The following is a 20664-nucleotide window of genomic DNA, read 5'->3' as shown; positions in this document are numbered from 1 at the left end:
TCGACCGGCGTGTCCGGCGCGCCGATTCCGGCGGAGGGCCGCCAAGACGATCGCACACCGGGACGGCGCCCCGGCCCGGACCCCGCGTACGGGCACACGCCACGCCGCCGGCCGCACCCGTGGCGCCGCCGGCCCACCTACGCGCTGTGGTCGAGCACCACCTTGCCGAAGACCCGTCCGGAGTGCAGCCGGGCGAACGCCTCGGCGACCTGGGAGAACCCGTAGACCTCGTCGATCACCGGTCGGATTCCCCGACTCACGCAGAGGTCGAGCAGCTCCGCCAACTCGGCCGCGGTGCCCATACTCGACCCGAGAATCTCCAACTGCATGGCGAAGACCCGGCGCAGGTTCACCACCGGCTCGTGCCCGGCCGTGGCACCCGACACCACGATCCGGGCCCCCGGCGCCGCCGACTTCAGCGAGTGGTCGAAGGTCGCCGCCCCAACGGTCTCCACGACCACGTCGACCCGCTCGGGCAGCCGTGCACCGGGCGGGAGGGCGGTGGCGCCGAGCGCGGCGACCCGCTCCCGCTTTCCCGGGTCGCGGCTGGTCACGTACACCCGCTTGCCGAGCGCCACGGCGAGCACCACGGCGGCGGTCGCCACCCCGCCGCCGGCGCCCTGGACCAGCACCGACTCGCCGTCGGCCACCCGCCCCCGGGTGGTCAGCATCCGGTACGCGGTGAGCCAGGCCGTCGGCAGGCAGGCCGCCTCGACAAAGGACATCCCGGCCGGCTTCGGCACGAGGTTGGCCCGGGGCACCGCCACCCGCTCGGCCAGCGTGCCGGGGTGACGCTCGGACAGGAGCGACAGGCCGCGTGGATCGGCCGGGTCCGGGACCACCGGAAAGACCACGACCTCGTTGCCGTCCGGATCGACCCCGGCGGCGTCACAGCCCAGAATCATCGGCAGCCGCTCCGCGGACAGCCCGACGCCGCGCAGCGACCACAGGTCGTGGTGGTTGAGCGAGCTGGCCCGTACCTCCACGGTGACCCAGTCGGATCCCGGGTGCGCCGGCTCGGGGCGCTCCCCCACCGCCAGCGCGGCGAGCGGATCGTCGGCGTCGAACCTGGAGGCGTACGCGGCACGCATGACCGGCAGGCTACACGCGTCCGCTCCGCCGCGGCAGGGACCACCGGGCGCCGATCGCGGACGCCCGGCGGTGCCGGATCAGGCCCGGGCGACGCCGTCCCGGCGCGCCGCCTCGGCGACCGCCTGGGCCACGGCCGGCGCCACCCGCGGGTCGAGCGGCGAGGGCATGATCGCGTCGGCGCGGAGCTGCCCCGGCGCCCTCCCCGACCCCTCCGCCGCCACGGCGGCAATCGCGTCCGCGGCGGCCACCTTCATCCCCTCGGTGATCCGTACCGCCCGGGCGGCCAGCGCCCCCCGGAAGATACCCGGGAAGGCGAGGACGTTGTTGATCTGGTTGGGATAGTCGCTACGCCCGGTGGCGACGACGGCGGCGTATCGGGCGGCGACGTCGGGCTGCACCTCGGGGGTGGGGTTCGCGAGCGCGAAGATCGCGCCGCCCGGGGCCATCCCGGCCAACGCCTCCTCGGGAATCTGTCCACCCGAGACCCCGATCAGCACATCGGCGTCGCGCAGTGCCTCGGCGATGCCCCCGGACCGACCGGCGGCGTTGGTCAGCTCGGCCAGCTCGGCCTTGATCGCGGTCAGGTCCGTCCGGTCGCCTCCGATGATGCCGCGGGAGTCGCAGACCACCACCTCGGCCGGGTTCACACCCCCGGCCACCAGCATCTTCGTCACCGCGACCCCGGCCGCCCCGGCGCCGCTGACCACCACCCGCAGCTCACCGAGCTTGCGGTTGAGCAGCGTGGCGGCGTTGCGCAGCGCGGCCAGCACCACGACGGCCGTCCCATGCTGGTCGTCGTGGAAGACCGGGATCGGCAGCGCCTCGTCGAGACGGCGCTCGATCTCGAAGCATCGGGGCGCGCTGATGTCCTCCAGGTTGATCCCACCGAACGACGGGGCCAGCGCGGTCACCGTGGCCACGATCTCGTCCACGTCCTGGGTGTCCAGACAGATTGGTACCGCGTCCACGCCACCAAACTGCTTGAACAGCACCGCCTTCCCCTCCATCACCGGCATCGCCGCCCGGGGCCCGATGTTGCCGAGGCCGAGCACGGCCGAGCCGTCGGTGACCACCGCGACGGTGTGCGAGATCCAGGTGTACTCGTCCGCCAGGGCGGGGTCGGCGGCGATCGCCTCGCAGATCCGGGCCACGCCCGGGGTGTACGCGAGGGACAGGTCCTCCCGGGTGGCCAGCGGGACGGTCGAGGCGACCGCCAGCTTGCCGCCACGGTGCAGGGCGAAGGCCGGATCGGCGGGATCCACGGCGGAGGAAGACATGGTGACTCCAGGATCGTGAGGCGGGGAAGGCGGCCGGTTGGACGCGAGATCGGCGATCACCGGCAGCGGAGCGGGGGTCACCCGGTTATGAGATACAGAGCATAGTGCCGATGCGCCCGGCAAGGGGCGAACAGGGGTCTTACCCCTCGGTAACCGGATCGACGTGAGTTCGGCCACGCCGGAACCACCGCGGCCGCGGCCAGTACCGGAGCAGCACCCGGCCGAGCACGTCGGCGACGCCGTACGCCCGGGAGTCGTCGGCGACGAACGGGTTGTCCCCGCGCAACCACCATCCGCCCTCGACGGTGCGGACCGCCCGTTTGACCACCAGCAGGTCAGGACGGGCGCGGAACGTCCCGACCACCAGGTCGCCGGGGCGGACGCGGCCGCCGCGCCGCACCAGCACCGCGTCGCCGTGCCGGAGCGTCGGAACCATTGACGGACCCACCACCAGGACGGCGAAAATGGGCGCGTGGACGTGGCTCCCGTTGGCGGCCGGGCCGGCGGACACGAGTTTCACCTCCGCCCCTTCGGGGACGTATCGCAGGAGTAGTGTCGTCCTGGATCATCACAGACCTGCTATGGAGGATCCCATGCGGCTTCCGCGTCTCTTCACACCACGCATCGTCGCCAGCGCACACTGCGACCTGCCCTGTGGCGTCTATGACCCGGCCCAGGCCCGGATCGAGGCAGAGTCGATCAAGGCGATCTGCGAGAAGTACCAGGCGAACACGGACCCCGAGTTCCGCACCCGGGCGCTGATCATCAAGGAGCAGCGTGCCGAGCTGGTCAAGCACCACCTGTGGGTGCTCTGGACCGACTACTTCAAGCCCCAGCACTTCGAGAAGTACCCGCAGCTGCACCAGCTCTTCAACGAGGCCACCAAGCTGGCCGGTGGTGGGACGGGCACGAAGGCGACCACCGACCCGGCCAAGGCCGACGAGCTGCTTCAGAAGATCGACGAGATCGCCAAGATCTTCTGGGAGACCAAGCAGGCCTGAGCCTCGTCGCCGTCCGCTCCGGCGGACGCGCTGGCGCGGTCTCATCGGGACGACGGTGCGGCCGGCACGTCCTCGGGACGTGCCGGCCGTCGTCGCACCGGGCCACGGCCCCGCGATCTGGCCGGCGCGCACGACCGGAGCGCACCAGGGTTCGGTAGAGTCCCACCCGGGGAACTGACATTGGCGACACCACTGACCACACCGCCCACGAGCGGCGACGACGTCGTCCTCCTCACCGTGCCCGCCGACGGCGGCTATCTCGGCGTCCTCCGCACCGCCACGGCCGGCCTGGCCGCGCGGTTGCACTTCGCGCTGGACGAGATCGAGGATCTCCGGATCGCCGTCGACGAGGCCTGCACGATGCTGCTGGCCGTCACGACACCCGGCGCCGAACTCGACTGCCGGTTCGCGGTCACCGAGGACGCGCTCACCGTCGAGGTCTCCACGCCGGCGGTCCGGGACGCGCGGCTGCCGGCGGAATCGTCGTTCGCCTGGAAGGTGCTGACCGCGCTGACCACCTCGGCCACGGCCGACCTCTCCGCCGGACGGGCCACGATCAGGCTGCTGACCCGCCGCTCCGACGTCTGACCTGACTCCGACCGGTCGGACGGGTCAGTTGCGTTCGGCGCCGAAGCCGAGTGCCCGGTTCGTCGCCGGGCTCAGCAACAACCCGCAGACCAGCAGTCCGAGGACGATGAGGGGGCTGCCCAGCCAGCCCAGCCCGCCCTGGAGCATGTAGTAGCCAATTGGCAGCAGCAGGAGTTGCAGCACCATGGCCGGAGCCCGGGCGGCGGAGCGTCGCCGGCCGAGCGCGACCGCGAGCGTCCACAGCACGGCCGTCCCGGCCATCGCGAACGCGGTGACGAAGAGCGCGTTGACCAGGTCCATGGCGGTCGCCGTCAGGGTCTCGTAGACCAGGAAGAGCGCCAGCAGACCCAGCGCCACCGCCTCGGCGCCCAGCAGCCACACCGCCCCGCGGAGTGGACCGGGAAGCGGTCCGGATTCCCTTGTCACGGCCGCCACGATACTCGGCACCGCGCGGTACAGTGCCGCCCATGCGGGCCATCCTGGTGGTCAACCCCAAGGCCACCACCACCACCGGCCGGGGCCGGGACGTGCTCGTCCGTGCCCTCCGCAGCGAGGTCGACCTCACCGTCGCGTACACCCGGCGGCGCGGGCACGCGGTGACCCTGGCTCGCCAGGCCGCCCGCGAGGGGGTCGACCTGGTGGTCACGCTCGGCGGTGACGGCACCATCAACGAGGTGGTCAACGGCCTGATGACGGCCGCTGCGGGCGACGGCGAGCCGCCACCACCCGCCGAGCGGCTGCCGGCCCTCGCCCCGGTGCCCGGTGGCTCGACCAACGTCTTCGCCCGGGCGCTCGGCCTGCCCAGTCAGTGGCCGGAGGCGACCAGCGTCATCCTGGAGGCGCTGCGGCTGGAGCGGGTACGCACCATCGGTCTGGGTCGGGCCGACGACCGCTACTTCACCTTCTGCGCGGGGCTGGGGCTGGACGCCGCGGTGATCCACCGGGTGGAGCGGGCCCGCCGTCGGGGTCGGGTCCCCACCCCCGGGCTGTACCTCCGCGCGATCGCCCAGCAGTACGCCTTCGGCGCCGAACGTCGCGACCCCACCATCACCCTCGAACGTCCGGGCGAGATTCCGCAACGAGAGCTGGCGACGGTGATCATCCAGAACACCGCGCCCTGGACCTACCTCGGCCACCGGGAGGTGAACCCCAACCCGGAGGCCTCGTTCGACCTCGGGTTGGACGTCCTGGCGATCCGCCGGTTGCGGGTACCCAGCACGGCCCGGATGGTGGCCCAGATGCTGTCGCGCCCGGCGGACCCGCACGGCCGCCACGTGCTGCGGCTGCATGACCTGGACGAGTTCGTCCTGGTTGCCGAGCGTCCCCAGGCGTTCCAGGTGGACGGCGACTACCTCGGCGAGCGACACAAGGTCCGATTCACGTCCGTCCCGTCCGCACTGAGAGTAATCTGCTGACGCTGGGGTACCGAGACCGACAGGGCTCGCACGGGAGACCAAGCAGGGACGGTGCCGGAAATGCCAGCGATGTCGGGCGGACTGTACTATATTGACTTCCGGCTGTGGCACACCGGGTGCCGGCAAGGGTGGGAATCCGGACAAATGGGCCGTGACCTGTCTCACCTACCCAGAGTTTTTCCGGGCGTTACCCTTGACATTGCGGGAGTTCGTGAAAGTATTCACAAGCGAACTTGAGTTACCGGGACATTGCGTGGACGCGCCCCCTCGGTGGCCCGTCCTCCGCAGGTTCCACAAACCCAAAGCCTGCTCTCGCGCTGCCGAAACGATGGTGTGACCACTATCGTGATCGACACCGCGGACGCATATAGAAAGATCCACCTAGCACTGCCGCCCACCCAGAATGAGGAGTGTTGCCGCCATGGACTGGCGCCACCGTGCTGCCTGCCGCGACGAGGACCCGGAGCTGTTCTTCCCGATCGGGACGTCCGGCCCGGCGCTCCTGCAGGTCGAGCAGGCCAAGGCCGTCTGCCGGCGTTGCTCCGTGACCAGCGAGTGCCTGCAGTGGGCGCTCGAGACTGGTCAGGACGCCGGGGTCTGGGGCGGAATGAGCGAGGAAGAACGGCGCGCCGTCAAGCGGCGTGGCGGCCTGCGGGTTCTGCGCGCTCACTCTGCCTGATCGACCGATCAACCACACCGAAGCATCGAACGCCCCGGGGACGGCGTCCCCGGGGCGTTCTACTTCCCCCAATACGAGCAGTGGTGAGAAGAATTCATTCCGCCAAAGACCGCGCTCGACGGCCGACCCTTTTCGACACCAACCATGGTCATCGTTCCTCGCCGCCCCACCCGTTACCCAAATGATCGCCCCGAGCACACTACGCCAAGAGTCGACGTCGATTAATCGACATACCGCGCATGATCCACAGCAATCGGTAGCCTCAATTACCAAGAGTGACTGTCACCGACAGTAATGGTAACGATTGGTGAGATCGGCGCGATATCCGTCGACGCCCGACACCTCGGCCGGCTATCGAGCGCCGGCCCGGGCCAGCACCAGCTCGGCCAGCTCGGGAGCGTCCCCCAGCGGAGCGGCCAGCGCGACGGCCCCGGCCCGCCGCGCCGAGTCCATCGCCGTGTCGTAGAGCCGCCCCGGTGCCAGGAAGTAGCTCGCCACCGCGACCCGCCGGGCCCCCGCGGCGCGTAGTTCGGCCACCGCCGCACCGGCGGTCGGCGGCGCCGCCGAGGCGTACCCGACCCGGGCCGGCACGCCCAGCGCGACGCCGAGCGCCTCGGCCACCTGGACGACGGTTCGCCGGGCGGCGGCGTCACGCGTTCCGGCGGCAGCCAGCACCACCGCGTCGAACTCACCGGCGGCGCCCCCGGCCGCCGTACCGACCGCCTCGGCCAGTCGACGACGCAGCCCTGCCACCAGGTACGGGTGCGGCCCCTGCCCCGTCGGCCCGAGGACGTCGGTGACCCGTACCGGCACGCGCAGCCCCGCTGCGCGGGCGGTCTCGACGGCGTCCGGGATGTCGACCCGGCCGTGGTAGGCGGCGGTGAGCAGGAGGGGCACCAGCACCACCCCGGCGTGCCCCGCCGCCTCCAGTTCGGCCAGCACCGCCGCCGGCCGGGGTGGCCCGTGGTCGAGGTAGCTGGACCGGACCAGCAGCCCGGGCCGGGCCGCCGCGACGGCCCGGGCGAGCGCCTCGGTCGTCACCGCGGCCCGGGGATCCCGGCTCCCGTGGGCCACCAGCACCACCGGGTCGGGTCCGGCGGTCACACGTGCAGACCGCACTCGGTCTTCTCGAACATCGCCCAACGGCCGGCCCGCGGGTCCTCCCCGGCCTTGGTCCGCCGGGTGCAGGGCCAGCAGCCTATCGAGGTGTAGCCCTGGCGGAACAGCTCGTTGACGGGGATATTCCACCGGGCGATGTACGCGTCCACATCGGCCTGGGTCCAGGCGGCGATGGGGTTCACCTTGACCTTGCCGCGCCGGGCGTCGAAGCCCACCACCGGCGTGTTGGCCCGGGTCGGGGACTCGTCCCGGCGCAGCCCGGTGGCCCAGGCGTCGTAGTCGACGAGCACCCGCTCCAGCGGCTCCACCTTTCGCAGCGTGCAGCACTGGTCCGGCGCCCGGGAGAAGAGCCGGGGACCGTACTCGCCGTCCTGCTGGCCGACCGTCTGCCGCGGTCGGATGGAGCGGACGTTCACCGGCAGGGTCCGGGCCACCGTGTCCCGCACCTTCAGCGTCTCGGGGAAGTGGAGCCCGGTGTCGAGGAAGATCACGTCAACGCCGGGGGCCACCCGGGACACCAGGTGGGCGACGACCGCGTCGGCCATGGAACTGGTCACGCAGAACCGCTCGCCGAACTCCTGCGCCGCCCAGCGGGCGATCTCCTGGGCCGGCGCTCCCTCCAGCTCACGGTTGGCCTCCTCCGCGAGCGCCCGCAGCTCGGCCGGGGTACGCCGACCGGGCTCGGCGGGGGTCGGGGCGCCGAGCGACACCAGGTTGAGGTTGGTGGCCATCACCGGACTCACCGGTACCCCCCTCCGGTCGCGCCCACCGGGCTCACCGGCTCACCCATCACCGGGACCCTCCTGCGGCCGGGGCCAGCGCGGCGGCGAGCAGGCCGATGAACGTCACGGTGAAGACGCGGGCGCAGGCGCGGCACTCCCAGGCACCGTGCGACTCCGCGTGCGGCCGCAGGTCCTCCTCGCCGCAGTACGGGCAGTACATCGGTGCGGCTCGGGTCTCCCCACTCATCGCAGTTCCTCCTCGTCGACTCGCACGACCCAGTTGGCGAAGCTCTCGCCGTCGGCCCGACCGGCCAGGTAGCGGCGGGTGAGGCGCTCGACGTAGTCGGGCAGGTCCTCGGCGGTGGTCTTGAGGCCGCGCAGTTTGCGGCCGAACCCGGCGCGCTGCCCCTGCGCCATCGCGAGGCCGCCACCGAGGTGCACCTGGAAGCCCTCGACCTGGCGGCCGTCCGGGCCGACCACGAGCTGGCCCTTGAGTCCGATGTCGGCGGTCTGGGTCCGGGCACAGGCGTTCGGGCAGCCGTTGATGTTGATGGTGAGGCCCGCCTCGCCAAGGTCCGCGCCGGCCAGGCGCTCCTCCAGCCGGGCCACCAGCTCCTGTCCCCGGGTCTTGGTCTCGACGATGGCCAGCTTGCAGTACTCGATGCCGGTGCAGGCCAGGGTGTCGCGCCGCCAGACCGACGGGTACGGCTCCAGACCGATCCGGCGCAGCGCGGCGACCAGCGAGTCGGTCCGCTCCGGCGGTACGTCGAGCACCAGCAGCTTCTGGTACGGCGTGAGCCGGATCCGGTCGCTGCCGTGCTCCGCCACCACGTCCGCCAGCTCGGCCAGTTGGGTGCCGGAGACCCGACCGACGACCGGGGCCGCCCCTACGTAGTTGTTGCCGTCCCGCTGCCGGTGCACTCCCATGTGGTCGATCGGCTTCTCCGGCAGGTCCGGCGCCGGACCGTCCAGCAGGCTGCGCCCGAGGTACTCCTTCTCCAGCACCTCGCGGAACCTCGCCACGCCCCAGTCGGCGACCAGGAACTTCAGTCGGGCGCGGTGCCGCAGCCGCCGGTAGCCGTAGTCGCGGAAGATGCCGGTCACCCCGGCCCAGACGTCCGGCACCTCCGCCAGCGGCACCCAGACGCCGAGCCGCTGCGCCAGCATCGGGTTCGTGCTCAGCCCGCCACCGACCCAGAGGTCGAAGCCGGGCCCGTGGTCCGGGTGGTCGACGCCGAGGAAGGCGATGTCGTTGACCTCGTACGGCGTGTCGACCAGCCAGGAGATCGAGGTCTTGAACTTTCGGGGCAGGTTGGAGAAGGCCGGGTCGCCGATGTAACGGCGGCGGATCTCCTCGATCGCCGGGGTGGGATCCACCTTCTCCGCCTCGGCCACCCCGGCGACCGGACTGCCGACCACCACCCGGGGGCAGTCGCCACACGCCTCGGTGGTCTGCAACCCGACCGCCTCCAGCCGGCGCCAGATCTCCGGCACGTCCTCGATCCGGACCCAGTGCAGCTGGATGTTCTGCCGGTCGGTGAGGTCGGCGGTGTCGCGGGCGTACGTCTGGGAGATCTCCGCGATCACCCGGAGCTGGGCGACACTGAGCTGCCCCCCGTCGATCCGGACCCGGAGCATGAAGTACTCGTCTTCCAGCTCGTGCGGCTCCAGCACGGCGGTACGTCCGCCGTCGATCCCGGGCCTGCGCTGGGTGTAGAGGCCCCACCAGCGGAACCGCCCGCGCAGGTCGGCCGGATCGATCGAGGCGAAGCCCCGGTGCGCGTAGATGTTCTCGATCCGGGCCCGGACGTTGAGGGGGTTGTCGTCCTTCTTGGTGCGCTCGTTGGCGTTGAGCGGCTCGCGGTGCCCGAGCGCCCACTGCCCCTCGCCACGCGGGCGACGGGCCGGTCGCGCGGGAGCGCCCGCCGAGTCGCTGGTGGCGCCGGGTCGAGCCGGCGTACTGCTGACCGCCATCGCGGGTCCTCCGTTGTCTGGTGAGGCGGGAGGGGCGCGCGGGCGACGGCGGTCGGCCGGTCAGGCCGGGCGACGGTGTCGACGATGACGTGTCAGCGGGCCGGCTCCGCGCGCCCGGGACGGGACAGGTCTGGGCGGCGTCAGTGGGCCGGACAGATCGCGCTGCGGACGCGGCCGTAGTCGACGTGGCGGCGAGAGGTGAATCCCGGCCTCGCGAAACGGCGCACGGCGGCGGTCATACCCGTCATGCTGCCATAGCCGTATCCGCCGGACCACCGTCGGCGAGCCTCGATCCCGCCTGGCGGACCCGCTGTGGCCAGCTTCACGCTACGCTCTCCGATATCAGGGTTGATGGGGCAAAACGTCGGCTTCCAGGGCGGCAGCCGGCGATCCAGGGGGTATGCGTGGTAAGGCGGCGGTAGTGGGCGGTGGCACGCCGGGTCGGCTCCGTCGGGCCGTCTGGCTGTGGCCGGCGCTGGCGACGCTGTTGATCACCGCCGTCCAGCTCGACGGCGCCCCGCTCTGGCGCGACGAGCTGGCGACCTGGAGCGCGGCCTCCCGTTCGGTCGGCGACCTGCTCCGGCTGGCCGGCACCATCGACGCGGTGAGCGCACCCTACTACCTGCTCACCCACGCCTGGATCGCGATGGCCGGCGACTCGGTGACGGCGCTGCGCCTGCCGTCCACGTTCGGCATGGCCGGGACGGCCGCGCTCACCACCGTCCTCGGCACCCGGCTCGTCGACGTCCGGACGGGACTGCTCGGCGGGCTGCTCTTCGCGGTGCTGCCCAGCACCTCCCGGTACGGGCAGGAGGCACGGCCGTACGCGCTGGCGAGCCTGCTCGCGGTGCTGGCCACCCTGCTGCTGGTCCGGGCGCTGGACCGCCCGGGCCCGCTGCGCTGGCTCGGCTACGGGGCGGCCGTCGTCGGTCTGGGCCTGGCCAGCCTCGTCGCGGTCAGCGTGGTCGCCGGGCACGCGGTCGCGGTCCTGCTCGACCGACGTGCCCGGTCGCGCGGCGGTCGCCCCCGCCTCGTCGGCTGGGCCGTCGCGGTCGGTGGCGCCGCGCTGCTGCTGGCGCCGCTGGCCGCCTTCGGCCGGCGACAGCACGGGCGGCAGCTCGACTGGGTGGACGCGCCCGGCATCGGCGACCTCATCGCCCTGCCGGGCACGGTGGTCCAGGCCACCATGGTCGGCGGCGCGCTGCTCGGTCTCGCCGCCGTCGGGCTGGCCAGCTCGGGTCGGTGGGGGCTGGCGCTGGGGAGCATGGTGCTGCTGCCGGTGGTGCTGCTCTTCGTCGGCGGTGTGCTCACCCCGCTCTGGGTGCCGCGGTACCTGCTCGTCGTGCTGCCGTACGGCTGCCTGCTCGCCGGCGCCGCCCTCGCGCCGCTGCGCCTCCCCGCCGCGCTGGCGATCGTCCTGGCCACCGGTCTGCTCGGGGTGCCGGAGCAGCTGGCGGTACGGCGTACCCACGAGACGCCGCGCAGCGCCGAGGTGGACTACCCGGCGGCGGTCCGGATCATCGCGACGCACCAGCGGCCCGGCGACGGGATCGTCTACGCGCCGCGCGACGGCTGGGCGTTCCTGGATCTGGCGATCGCGTACCACCTGCGCGACGACGCTCCGGCGGACGTCCTGCTGCGCGAGGACGCGGTACGCCGGGCCGACCTGTGGGCCAGCGAGTGCGCCGAACCCGCCCGGTGTCTGGCTCCGGTCGACCGGGTCTGGCTGCTGGTCTGGGGTGAACGGGCCGACCCCCTGGCCGGCGTCGCCGCGCCGAAGGCCGATCCGCTGCGTACGCAGTTCCGCCTGGACCGACGTTGGCCGGTCCCGGGGCTGACCGTGGCGCTGTTCACCCGGATCCCGGGCTAGCGCGCCAGCGGCACCACGAGCAGTGCCTCGGTGCCACTGCCCTCCCGGTTTCGCAGTTCGATGGTGCCGCGCAGCTCGCCGGTGGCCAGGGCCCGGACGATCTGCAGACCGAGTCGGCTGCGCTGGTCGGCGTCGAAGTCCGCGGGCAGGCCGCGACCGTTGTCCGCGACGGTGACGTGCAACCGCTTGCGCGACCGGTGCGCCGAGACCACCACCTCGGGAGGGCCGCTCGCTGCCGGCCCGGCCCCGCCCTCGACACGTTCGGTCCCGGTGGTGCCCTCCGGCCGGGCGGTCCCGCTCTCGGCCGGCCCGGGACCCGCGGCGACCGGACCGCCGCCGGCGGCCGGGACGGCGCCCTCGGCCAACCCGCCCTCCGCGGGTGGACCGCCACCCTCGGCCGGCCGGGCGGCGGCCTCGGCGGGCGGCGGGAAGGCGTGCTCGACCGCGTTGAGCAGGAGTTCGTTCAGCACGATCACCAACGAGGTGGCGATCTCCGCCGGAAGCACCCCGAAGCTGCCCTGCCGGCTCATCTTGACCCGAACCTCGGTCGCCGCCACCTCGGCCGCCGCGGCCGCCACCCGGTCGACGATCCCGTCGAACTCGACCGCCTCGTCGCTGGACATGGAGAGGGTCTCGTGCACCAGCGCGATCGAGGCGACCCGACGTACCGACTCCTCCAGGGCGGCCCGGGCCGCCGGGATCGCCACCCGGCGGGCCTGCAACCGGAGCAGCGCGGCGACGGTCTGGAGGTTGTTCTTCACCCGGTGGTGGATCTCCCGGATGGTCGCGTCCTTGGTGATCAGGGCGCGGTCCCGGCGACGTACCTCGGTCATGTCCCGGACCAGCACCAGCGCGCCGATCGGCACCCCGGCGGGCATCAGCGGCAGCGCCCGGGTGAGCACGGTGGCACCGCGCGCCTCGATCTCCCGGCGCGGTGGTGCCTCGCCGCGCAGCGCGGCGAGCACGCGGTTCGCCGCCTCCGTCCCCTCCAGCGGATCGGCGGCGAGCCGACCGTTCAACGCGGCCAGGTCCTCACCGACCAGGTGCGAGGAGAAACCGAGACGCCGGTACGCCGACTGGGCGTTCGGGCTCGCGTAGGTGACCTTGCCGTTGGCGTCGAGTCGGATCAGCCCGTCCCCGACCCGGGGGGCGGTGGTGGTCTCGCCGGGATGGCGGGCGGGTGGGAAGGTACCGTCCGCGAGCATCTGGGCGAGGTCGTCGGCGGTGGTGAGGTAGTTCAGCTCCAGCTGGCTCGGGGTCCGGGCGGTGGAGAGGTTGGTGTCCCGACCCACCACCGCGATGACCTCGCCGGACTCGCCGTCGCCGGACCGGAGCCGTACCGGGATCGCCTCGTGCCGGGCCGGGGTGTCGCCGTACCAGACCGGGTCGCCCTCCCGCCAGATCCGTCCCTGGCTGTAGGCGATCGCCAGGTGGGCCACCTCCGGCCCGCCGACGATCCGGCCCACCTGGTCGTCCTGGTACGCCGTCGGTGCCGTGGTGGGGCGGACCTGGGCGACGCAGACGAACGCGTCCGCCCCGCTGACCGGCACCCAGAGCAGCAGATCGGCGAAGGACAGGTCGGAGAGGAGCTGCCAGTCGCCGGCCACCCGGTGCAGATGGTCGATGTCGGCCGGACGCAGGGCGGTGTGCTCCTCGGCGAGATCGCGCAGCGTGGACACGGGGCAAGCCTGCCACGCCGGCCGCCGTGGCGGGTATCGGCGGTGGAGCCCGAGCCCGGTGCGGAACGTGCGATCCCGCTCACGGTCCGGCCGAGACCCGAACCGGGAGCCCGGCTCAGAGCGTCGCGGTGACCTTGTGCAGGCCGCGCGGGGCGTCCGGGTCCTCGCCCCGGGCCAGCGCCAGCGCGAGGGCGAGACGCTGGAGGGGCAGGATGTCCAGCAGCGGCGCGTACCGCTCGTCCACCTCCGGTACCGGCAGCCGGGCGGCGGCGCCGGGAACGTCGGACGGCCCGACGACCACCAGATCCGCCCGCCGCTCGCCGACCTTGGCGACCACCTCGCGCATCGCCGTACCCCCGGGACCGGACCCGACGACGGCGAGGACCGGCACGTCCGGGTCGGTCATCGCGAGCGGTCCGTGCAGCAGGTCGGCGCCGGAGAAGGCGAGCGCCGGCAGGTAGGAGGTCTCCATCAGCTTCAGCGCCGCCTCCCGGGCGGTCGGGTACGCGTACCCCCGTCCGGTGGTGACCATCCGGTCCGCGAACCGGTAGCGGGGGGCGAGCTGTGCCGGCACGGGGTCGGCGAGGAGCTGGGCGGCGAGATCCGGCAACGTCTCCAGCGCGCGGCGCTCGTCGGCCGGCAGTCGGCCGTCACCGGCGCGGATCCCCTCGATGAGCAGGAGCAGCGCCAGCAGTTCGGCCGTGTACGTCTTGGTGGCGGCCACCGCCCGCTCGTGACCGGCGGCGACGTCGACGGCGAGCTCCGCCGCGTTCGCCAGCGGCGAGTCGGGGGCGTTGGTCACCGCGAGGGTCAGCGCGCCGGAGGCACGGGCAACCCGGAGCACCTCCGTCAGGTCTGGCGATCCCCCGCTCTGGCTCACCCCGACGACCAGCGCCTGGGAGAGGTCCGGCCGGGCACCGAAGACGGTGATCGTGCTCGGCGAGGCCAGTCCGGTGGGGAGGCCGAGCCGGATCTCGCCGAGGTACGCGGCGTAGAGTGCCGCGTGGTCCGAGGTCCCCCGGGCGGTGAAGACCACGTGCCTCGGCCGGCGCTCGGCGATCACGGCCGCGACCCGCGCGATCGCGTCCAGGGACGCGGGCTCCAGCAGCCGCGCGTAGCCCTCCGGCTGCTCGGCGATGTCCGCCGTCATGCCGGCACCTGGTTGCGCCACGATGACCTCCTCCTGCCGGGATCCGTAGAGATCCGCACCCGATCCGCCGCGGTACGCCCGCCGCCCGGCCGCGCCGGGCAGGGCGTCGAGACACCCGTCCCGGGATTCCGGATCGTCCGCCCTCCGGACACGCTGCGTCGCCGCCGTACCGGTGCACGGTTTCCGCGCGTTTCATGCTCAGGGTTGCACGAATACGGCCGTTCGAGCAACGTAACGATCAGCTCTGCGCAGTAGATCACTGGTGAGGGTCGGCATGCCCTAGGCTCCCCAACCCAGGGAGAAAACCACGCGCGGCGGAGGGTCGAGTCGGTGCCAGAGGGAACGGACGATCCCCGACTGTCGGCTGAGGGAGAGCTCGCGCTCGCCCGGTTGGCGCTCGACGAGGGCGACCTGCAACACGCCGCCGACCACCTGGCCGGCGCCATCGCGTACGCCCCCACCATGCCCGAGGTGCACGAGGCGCTCGCTCACCTCGCCGCCCGGGCGGAGAGCGTGCTCGACCTCTTCCCGCTCGACCAGCACCCCTTCATCGGCACGGTGGTGGCCCGGGCCCACCTGCTCGCCGCTGCCGGACGCCCCGGCGACGGGCTGGAACTGCTGGCCGCCGCGACCGGACACGCCCCGGGGGAGGACTGGGCCGGTGTTCCCTGGGTGAGCGCGCCCGAGCTGGCCGCCCAGCTCGACCCCGACCAGATCGCCCGGGCCCTGATGCAGGTCTGCGCCGGCGTCCCCGACCCGGTGCCGGAGCAGGCCCGCGAGCCACTCTGGCCGTACCTGCGGCTGGCCCGGCACGCGGTCGCCGCGCACCCCCGGCACGGACTGCTGCTCGGCGCGGCCTCCGCCCTGGCCCGCCGGGTCGGCGCGATCACCCTGGCCGTGGACTGGGCCAGCCAGGGCGCCCGTGAGCTGCCGTCAAAGCTCTCCGAGGTGTGGCTGGGCTACGCATACCGCAGCGCGGGCCGGATCGACGAGGCGCTCGCCGCGCTGCGCCGCGCCGTGGCGTACGACCCCGACGACCTCTCGGTGTACGCGGACATCGCCGGCACCCTGGCCGACCACGGACGGCTCGACGAGGCCCTGACCTGGGTCGACCGGGCGCTGGCCCGCGACCCGACGTTCGACTGCGCGGTACACACCGGACACCGGCTCCGCTACCGCCGGGACGGCGACCTGGCGCACCTGGTCGCCCTCGCCGACTTCGCCCGCGATCATCCGGACGACTCGCACGAGCACAACGACCTCGCCGAGTGCTGCCACGGCCAGCCGTGGCTCGGCCGCGTCCCGCCCGCCACCGAGGCGGTGGTCGCGGCGCTGCGGCAGCTGGCCCGCGCCGACGAACCGGCGGGCGAGGGTCGGCTGTGGCTGAGCGGTCTGGAGCCGCCGAGCGCGTTGCGGGCCCTGCTCACCGCGGTGCCCGCCCTATCCCTGGCCGTCGAGCGGATACCCGCGCCGGATCCTCGCGAGCCGCGCCGTCCGGTGACCCACCGGCTCTGGCGGTACGACGGCACGACGCCGGTGCCGGCGGTCGGGGCGCCGTCCGACTCGGCGGTGGAGCGGATCCGGCGGCTCGCCCACCCCGCCTGGCCCCATCCGCCGGCCGCGTACGACGCCGCGGTCGGCCTCGCCACCGTCACCCTGGACGACCTGCTCGGGCTGCTGGCGTACCCGCCCCCGCCCCCGGCGACGGAACTCGGCCGGACCCTGGCCGAACACGATCCGGCACTGTGGACCCGCTCGGTCCAGGTCTGGACCTGCCTCGGGCTGCTGCACCACCACACCGACGAGCCGTGGCCGGAGTCGACCCGCCGCCGGGTGCTGCTCGACCTGGTCTGGGGCGTCGAGGACTGGACCACCGAGGCGGCGCTGTTCGCCCTGGTCACCGCCGCCTGGGTGGATCCGTCGGTGCGTACCGAGGTCGCCCGGGTCGCCGCCGAGCGACTCGCCGACGCGGTCGAGGTCGCCCAGGGACGCCCGGTCTCCATCAGGCGGTCGCTGGCCTGGCTGGTCCTGGCCACCCCGCAGGCCGAACCCGCCGCGGTGGCCACCGCCCGGCGGGTACTCGCACAGCGGCCGGCGGGGCGGCCCGTACCGCGGCAGCGCCGGTTCGGTCAGCTGTGGGGCCGGATGTGGCGGCGCCTGACCCGACACGGGTGACCGGCAGGTTACGGTGTGCCGCGCGGCGGCGTGGGGTGCGGGCCGGCTCAGTGCGCGGGCGGGCTGGCCAACGCGGTCTCGGCCGACTCCTCCGGAGTCGTGCCAGGGGCCGGCGCGTCACCCTGTCCCCGCAGCGGAACCTCCTTGACGAACCAGGCCAGCACCGCGACGGCCAGCGCGAACGGTACCGCCCACCAGAAGACGGTCCCGATCGCGTCCGCCAGGCCGGTGAGTACCTGGTGCTGCTGCCCCGCCGGAAGCTGACGCAGTGCCGCCGGGTCCACCCCGGCCCCCTCGCCCGCGCCGGCGAGCAGGACACCGGCGGGTGAGTCGGCCAGCCGGTTGGCGAAGACCGCGCCGAAGAGCGAGATCCCGAACGACCCGCCGATGGAGCGGAAGAAGGTCGCGGCACCGCTCGCCGCGCCGAGGTCCCGCTGCTCGACGCTGTTCTGGGCGATCAGCATCGAGGTCTGCATCAGGAAGCCCATGCCGACCCCGAGCACGATCATGTAGAGCGCCGACTCCAGCTTGCTGGTGTCGACGTCGAGGAGGGTCAGCAGCGCCATACCGGCGGTCATCACGGTGCCACCGATGATCGGGAAGACCCGGTACCGGCCCGTCCTGGTGATGGTCCGGCCCACCACTATCGAGACCACCAGCATGCCGAACATCAGCGGCAGGAGCAGCAGTCCGCTGTTGGTCGCGGAAGCGCCCTGGACGGTCTGCTGGAACAGCGGCAGGAAGTTGACCGAGCCGAACATCGCGAAGCCGAGCAGGAAGCCGATCACCGAGATCACCGCGAAGTTGCGGTTGGCGAAGAGCCGCAGCGGCAGGATCGGCTCCGGCATCCGACGCTCGACGAGGACGAAGACGCCCAGTGTCACCACGGCGAGCGCGGCGAGTCCGATGATCTGTGCGGAGAGCCAGTCGTACTCGTTGCCGCCCCACGTCGTGACCAGGACGATCGCGGTGATGCCGACCGACAGCAACGCGGCGCCGAGCCAGTCGATCCGGTGCTCCGTGCGGTACTTCGGCAGGTGCATCCGGGTGGCCAGCAGGAGCAGCGCCACGCCACCGAGCGGCACGTTGACGTAGAAGGCCCAACGCCAGGAGAGGTGGTCGGTGATGAAGCCGCCGGCCAGCGGGCCGGCCACCATGGCGATGGCCATGATGCCCGCGATCATGCCCTGGTAGCGGCCCCGCTCCCGGGGCGGGACCAGATCGCCGACGATGGCCATCACGCCGACCATCAGACCGCCCGCGCCCAGGCCCTGGACGGCGCGGAACGCGATCAGCTCGATCATGCCGTCCTTGGGGCCGCCGAGGATCGTCACGCCGGCCATGCCGCAGAGCGCCGAGCCGACCAGGAAGAGCACGATGGAGCTGAGGAAGACCGTCTTACGGCCGTAGAGGTCCCCCAGTTTGCCCCAGATCGGTGTTGAGACGGTGGAGCCGAGCACGTACGCGGTGACCACCCAGGTGAAGTGGTCGAGACCGCCGAACTCTCCGACGATCCTCGGCAGCGCGGTGCTGATGATCATGTTGTCCAGCATCGCCAGCATCATGGCGATCATCAGGCCGCCGAGTACCAGTCTGATGTTGTTCGGTCGTACCGGCGTTTCCGCCGCAGCGGTCATCGGTAAGCTCCCCCCTACGTCACGACCCTTGCTTACTTGCCGACCGGCTAGTTATCTTACTTGCCGTACGGTAAGTTCCCGGCCGGGAGCCCGTCAAGTGAACAGGAAGGAGGTCAGGGGTGACCGGCAGCACAGGGGACACGCGGTCGCGAATCCAGCAGGTGGCGCTCGGGCTCTTCACAGAACAGGGTTACGAGAAGACCTCACTGCGTGAGATCGCCGAACAGCTCGGCGTGACCAAGGCCGCGCTCTACTACCACTTCAAGAGCAAGGACGACATTGTCGACAGCTTCGTCTCGGACCGCCTCGCGCGGTTGGACGAGCTGATCGACTGGGCGATGCAGCAGCCGGCCGACACGGCCGGGCGCCGGGCGACGCTCCAGCGCTACGCCGAGGAGTTCTTCGACAGCGGGGGTCAGGCCGTGATGCGCTTCTTCGAGCAGAACCCGACCGTCACCCGGAAGCTCTCCTCCGGCCAGATGATCCGGGAACGGTTACTGCGGATCGCGGACGCCCTCGCCGGCCCCGACCCATCCCCGAACGACCAGCTCCGGGCCACGCTGGCCCTCTTCGCGGTGCACGGAAGCCTCTTCGCGCTGCGCCGACCCGACCTCAGCACCGAGCAACGCCAGCGGCTCGCGCTGGAGGTCGCCTACGAACTGCTCGACGGCATCGGAACGACCTCGACCCCGGAACCCGGCGCCGACCGCTGACACCTGACGGCTGACGGCTGACGGCTGACGGTCTCAGCGCCCGACGACGCCACCACCCCGGAGGCTGACGGCGGCGTACCCCGGGCTCAGGCGGGGCCCGGCACCGGGCAGCGGGCCCCCGCAAGATCGAGGTGGAGCGCGTGCAGGTCGACCCCGGGCCGCGGGGACCAGTCGCGTTCCGGCGTACGCACGAACCCGAACCGCGCGTAGAGCCGGTGAGCCGCGGCGGCGACGCTGCGGGTGCAGATCACGACCCGCCGGCACCCGAGGTCCCGTGCCCGGGTCAGGCAGGCGCGCACCAGTGCGCCGCCCACCCCCCGCCCCTGCGCGGCGGGATCGACCGCGAGCATCCGGAACTCGGCCTCGCCCGGGCCGGACAGCTCGGCGTACGGCGTGCCGGGCAGCACGAACAGGACCGAGCCGAGCACCTCGCCGGTGATCTCGTCGACCGCCACCAGCAGCTCGCCCGCCTCCGCGCGGGCCGGTACGTCGGCGAGTACGGCCGCGTAGTCCGCAGCGGCGTCGAGCTGCCCGTCCGCCCGGTAGGCCGCCACCGAAAGCCGGGCGATCGCGTCGAAGTCCGCCGGCTCGGCGCGCCGGATCAGCACGCTCATTCGATGACGGCGATCAGATCGCCGTCCTGCACCACGTCGCCCTCGTTGACGGCGAGCTGTCGCACCACACCGCCCGACTCGGCGACCACCGGAATCTCCATCTTCATCGACTCGAGGATCACCAGGGTGTCGCCCTCCGACACCGTGTCTCCGACGGTGGCCACGACCTTCCACACGTTCGCCACCATTTCGGCGCGGATCTCCTCGGCCATCGGCCCTCCCTCGTCAGCGCCGCGACCGGCGCTCCTGCCTGCGACGATTATCCAATCATGGAAACGGGCCCGGCCGGGACGCCCGGCGGCGGGTCGGGCCCGCCGGGCGCGGCACCGGCGCGGGTCACCGCCCGCCGGTCGCGGCACCGGCGGTGGGCCATGGGAGGATTGCCCGGCGCGGGCGGGAGAACGTCATCCCCGTACCGCGACATCCAACTGTCAACCGCCGCTGTGTGGACGGGAGGTCACGATGGCGAAGCGAGCGCGGAAGAAGAAGGCGCGCAAGAAGAGCGCCGCCAACCACGGCAAGCGCCCCAACTCCTGAGGAGACGACGACCGGACGCCGGACCCGGACGGCCGACGGCCCGCACCGGCGGCACGCGGCCCACGCCGCGCGTCGCCACCGTCGCGAGCCCCGGCCGGGTCCGGCGGGTCGTCACCGGCCGGCCAGCGCCGGGCTCAGTCGGGAAGGTACTCCCGGGTCTCGGAACTGAAGACCATCTCGGCGATCCGGGCCCGAAGCCGCTCCCGGAGTTCGGCCGGTGCGGTCTCGTTGCCACAGCACCGCGCCACCAGCGCCTTGACCTCCTGCTCGATGCCGTACTCCTGGAGGCAGGGAGAGCACTCGTCGAGGTGTTCCCGGATCCGGACCCGCCGCTCGTCGTCACATTCGAGGTCGAGGTAGACGTAGACCTCGGCCAGCACCTCACGGCAGTCGGTCTCGTGCGGTTTCCCACAACTCATGCT

General features: G+C 72.7%; 22 protein-coding genes. 8 read left to right on the top strand and 14 right to left on the bottom strand.

The genetic code is table 11. The features are described from left to right. Positions 1-137: 137 nt before the first annotated feature. From EF879_RS11780 to EF879_RS11770, 3 genes are all read right to left on the bottom strand, one after another. Entirely contained in the window at positions 138-1100 is a 963-nt protein-coding gene (locus EF879_RS11780) for a zinc-binding dehydrogenase (protein ID WP_199736384.1), read from the bottom strand. Positions 1101-1169: 69 nt separating this feature from the next. Beyond that, positions 1170-2369: an NADP-dependent malic enzyme gene (locus EF879_RS11775; RefSeq protein WP_123557764.1), complete on the bottom strand. Its 1200-nt coding sequence runs from the start codon at positions 2367-2369 to the stop codon at positions 1170-1172. A gap of 139 nt (positions 2370-2508) precedes the next feature. Continuing rightward, complete coding sequence (locus EF879_RS11770) at positions 2509-2880, bottom strand: S24/S26 family peptidase (protein WP_255420913.1); 372 nt, start codon at positions 2878-2880, stop codon at positions 2509-2511. 82 nt (positions 2881-2962) lie between these two features. Between EF879_RS11770 and sodN the strand changes: the two genes are divergently transcribed. Together sodN and EF879_RS11760 are read left to right on the top strand one after the other, a co-directional pair. After that, positions 2963-3370, top strand: a complete 408-nt coding sequence (gene sodN, locus EF879_RS11765) for a superoxide dismutase, Ni (RefSeq protein WP_123558394.1) — start codon at positions 2963-2965, stop codon at positions 3368-3370. A gap of 180 nt (positions 3371-3550) precedes the next feature. Then, on the top strand, positions 3551-3958 hold the full coding sequence (locus EF879_RS11760; RefSeq protein ID WP_123557762.1) for an anti-sigma regulatory factor: 408 nt from the start codon (positions 3551-3553) through the stop codon (positions 3956-3958). A 24-nt stretch (positions 3959-3982) separates the two neighbouring features. On the opposite strand, the gene EF879_RS11755 is transcribed toward EF879_RS11760, so the two are convergent. Continuing rightward, positions 3983-4384 carry a hypothetical protein gene (locus EF879_RS11755; RefSeq protein WP_123558392.1) on the bottom strand — a complete coding sequence of 134 codons (402 nt, stop codon included), beginning with the start codon at positions 4382-4384 and terminating at the stop codon, positions 3983-3985. A gap of 41 nt (positions 4385-4425) precedes the next feature. Between EF879_RS11755 and EF879_RS11750 the strand changes: the two genes are divergently transcribed. Then, positions 4426-5373: a diacylglycerol kinase family protein gene (locus tag EF879_RS11750; protein WP_123557760.1), complete on the top strand. Its 948-nt coding sequence runs from the start codon at positions 4426-4428 to the stop codon at positions 5371-5373. A gap of 421 nt (positions 5374-5794) precedes the next feature. Then, positions 5795-6052: a WhiB family transcriptional regulator gene (locus tag EF879_RS11745; protein ID WP_123557759.1), complete on the top strand. Its 258-nt coding sequence runs from the start codon at positions 5795-5797 to the stop codon at positions 6050-6052. A gap of 351 nt (positions 6053-6403) precedes the next feature. On the opposite strand, the gene EF879_RS11740 is transcribed toward EF879_RS11745, so the two are convergent. From EF879_RS11740 to EF879_RS11725, 4 genes are read right to left on the bottom strand one after another with little or no spacing between them, the layout of a single operon-like run. Beyond that, positions 6404-7171 carry a sirohydrochlorin chelatase gene (locus EF879_RS11740; RefSeq protein ID WP_199736323.1) on the bottom strand — a complete coding sequence of 256 codons (768 nt, stop codon included), beginning with the start codon at positions 7169-7171 and terminating at the stop codon, positions 6404-6406. Then, entirely contained in the window at positions 7153-7902 is a 750-nt protein-coding gene (locus EF879_RS11735; protein ID WP_123557757.1) for a phosphoadenylyl-sulfate reductase, read from the bottom strand. The genes EF879_RS11740 and EF879_RS11735 overlap by 19 nt, the downstream gene beginning before the upstream one ends. Positions 7903-7960: 58 nt before the next feature. Then, positions 7961-8140, bottom strand: a complete 180-nt coding sequence (locus EF879_RS11730; protein WP_123557755.1) for a hypothetical protein — start codon at positions 8138-8140, stop codon at positions 7961-7963. After that, positions 8137-9867 (bottom strand): nitrite/sulfite reductase, encoded by a 1731-nt coding sequence (locus EF879_RS11725; protein WP_123557753.1) that lies wholly within the window; start codon positions 9865-9867, stop codon positions 8137-8139. Before EF879_RS11725 ends, EF879_RS11730 begins: the two co-directional genes overlap by 4 nt. 400 nt (positions 9868-10267) lie before the next feature. Here EF879_RS11725 and EF879_RS11720 point away from each other — a divergent pair, with 400 nt between their 5' ends. Continuing rightward, a complete protein-coding gene (locus EF879_RS11720) occupies positions 10268-11737 on the top strand; it encodes a glycosyltransferase family 39 protein (protein ID WP_123557752.1) in 1470 nt (489 codons plus the stop codon). Here EF879_RS11720 and EF879_RS11715 read toward each other — a convergent pair. Further along, the gene (locus EF879_RS11715) at positions 11734-13416 is read right to left on the bottom strand and encodes a PAS domain-containing sensor histidine kinase (protein ID WP_123557750.1); all 1683 of its coding nucleotides are present in this window, start codon (positions 13414-13416) and stop codon (positions 11734-11736) included. The genes EF879_RS11720 and EF879_RS11715 overlap by 4 nt on opposite strands. Positions 13417-13531: 115 nt before the next feature. Beyond that, a complete protein-coding gene (locus tag EF879_RS11710; protein WP_123557748.1) occupies positions 13532-14566 on the bottom strand; it encodes an SIS domain-containing protein in 1035 nt (344 codons plus the stop codon). 330 nt (positions 14567-14896) lie between these two features. Here EF879_RS11710 and EF879_RS11705 point away from each other — a divergent pair, with 330 nt between their 5' ends. Continuing rightward, positions 14897-16741, top strand: coding sequence for a tetratricopeptide repeat protein (locus tag EF879_RS11705; RefSeq protein WP_233604386.1), 1845 nt, complete (start codon positions 14897-14899; stop codon positions 16739-16741). Between the two features lie 47 nt (positions 16742-16788). Here the strand turns inward: EF879_RS11705 and EF879_RS11700 are convergent, their stop codons facing one another. Continuing rightward, positions 16789-18378 (bottom strand): MDR family MFS transporter, encoded by a 1590-nt coding sequence (locus EF879_RS11700; protein WP_123557746.1) that lies wholly within the window; start codon positions 18376-18378, stop codon positions 16789-16791. 119 nt (positions 18379-18497) lie between these two features. On the opposite strand from EF879_RS11700, the gene EF879_RS11695 reads away from it, so the two are divergent. Next, positions 18498-19091: a TetR/AcrR family transcriptional regulator gene (locus EF879_RS11695; RefSeq protein WP_123557745.1), complete on the top strand. Its 594-nt coding sequence runs from the start codon at positions 18498-18500 to the stop codon at positions 19089-19091. Positions 19092-19177: 86 nt separating this feature from the next. Here the strand turns inward: EF879_RS11695 and EF879_RS11690 are convergent, their stop codons facing one another. Both EF879_RS11690 and EF879_RS11685 read right to left on the bottom strand, forming a co-directional pair. Beyond that, the gene (locus EF879_RS11690) at positions 19178-19705 is read right to left on the bottom strand and encodes a GNAT family N-acetyltransferase (RefSeq protein ID WP_123557743.1); all 528 of its coding nucleotides are present in this window, start codon (positions 19703-19705) and stop codon (positions 19178-19180) included. Next, entirely contained in the window at positions 19702-19917 is a 216-nt protein-coding gene (locus EF879_RS11685) for a biotin/lipoyl-binding carrier protein (RefSeq protein ID WP_123557741.1), read from the bottom strand. The genes EF879_RS11690 and EF879_RS11685 overlap by 4 nt, the downstream gene beginning before the upstream one ends. A 250-nt stretch (positions 19918-20167) precedes the next feature. Between EF879_RS11685 and EF879_RS28800 the strand changes: the two genes are divergently transcribed. Continuing rightward, the gene (locus EF879_RS28800; protein ID WP_370375492.1) at positions 20168-20242 is read left to right on the top strand and encodes a 50S ribosomal protein bL37; all 75 of its coding nucleotides are present in this window, start codon (positions 20168-20170) and stop codon (positions 20240-20242) included. A gap of 134 nt (positions 20243-20376) precedes the next feature. Here the strand turns inward: EF879_RS28800 and rsrA are convergent, their stop codons facing one another. Next, entirely contained in the window at positions 20377-20661 is a 285-nt protein-coding gene (rsrA, locus tag EF879_RS11675; protein ID WP_123557737.1) for a mycothiol system anti-sigma-R factor, read from the bottom strand. Positions 20662-20664 lie beyond the last annotated feature (3 nt).

It is taken from the genome of Micromonospora sp. HM5-17, from assembly GCF_003762835.1.
Lineage (GTDB): Bacteria > Actinomycetota > Actinomycetes > Mycobacteriales > Micromonosporaceae > Plantactinospora.
Note: the sequence above shows the minus strand (reverse complement) of the source record. Positions and strands in the feature narration are given on the sequence as shown.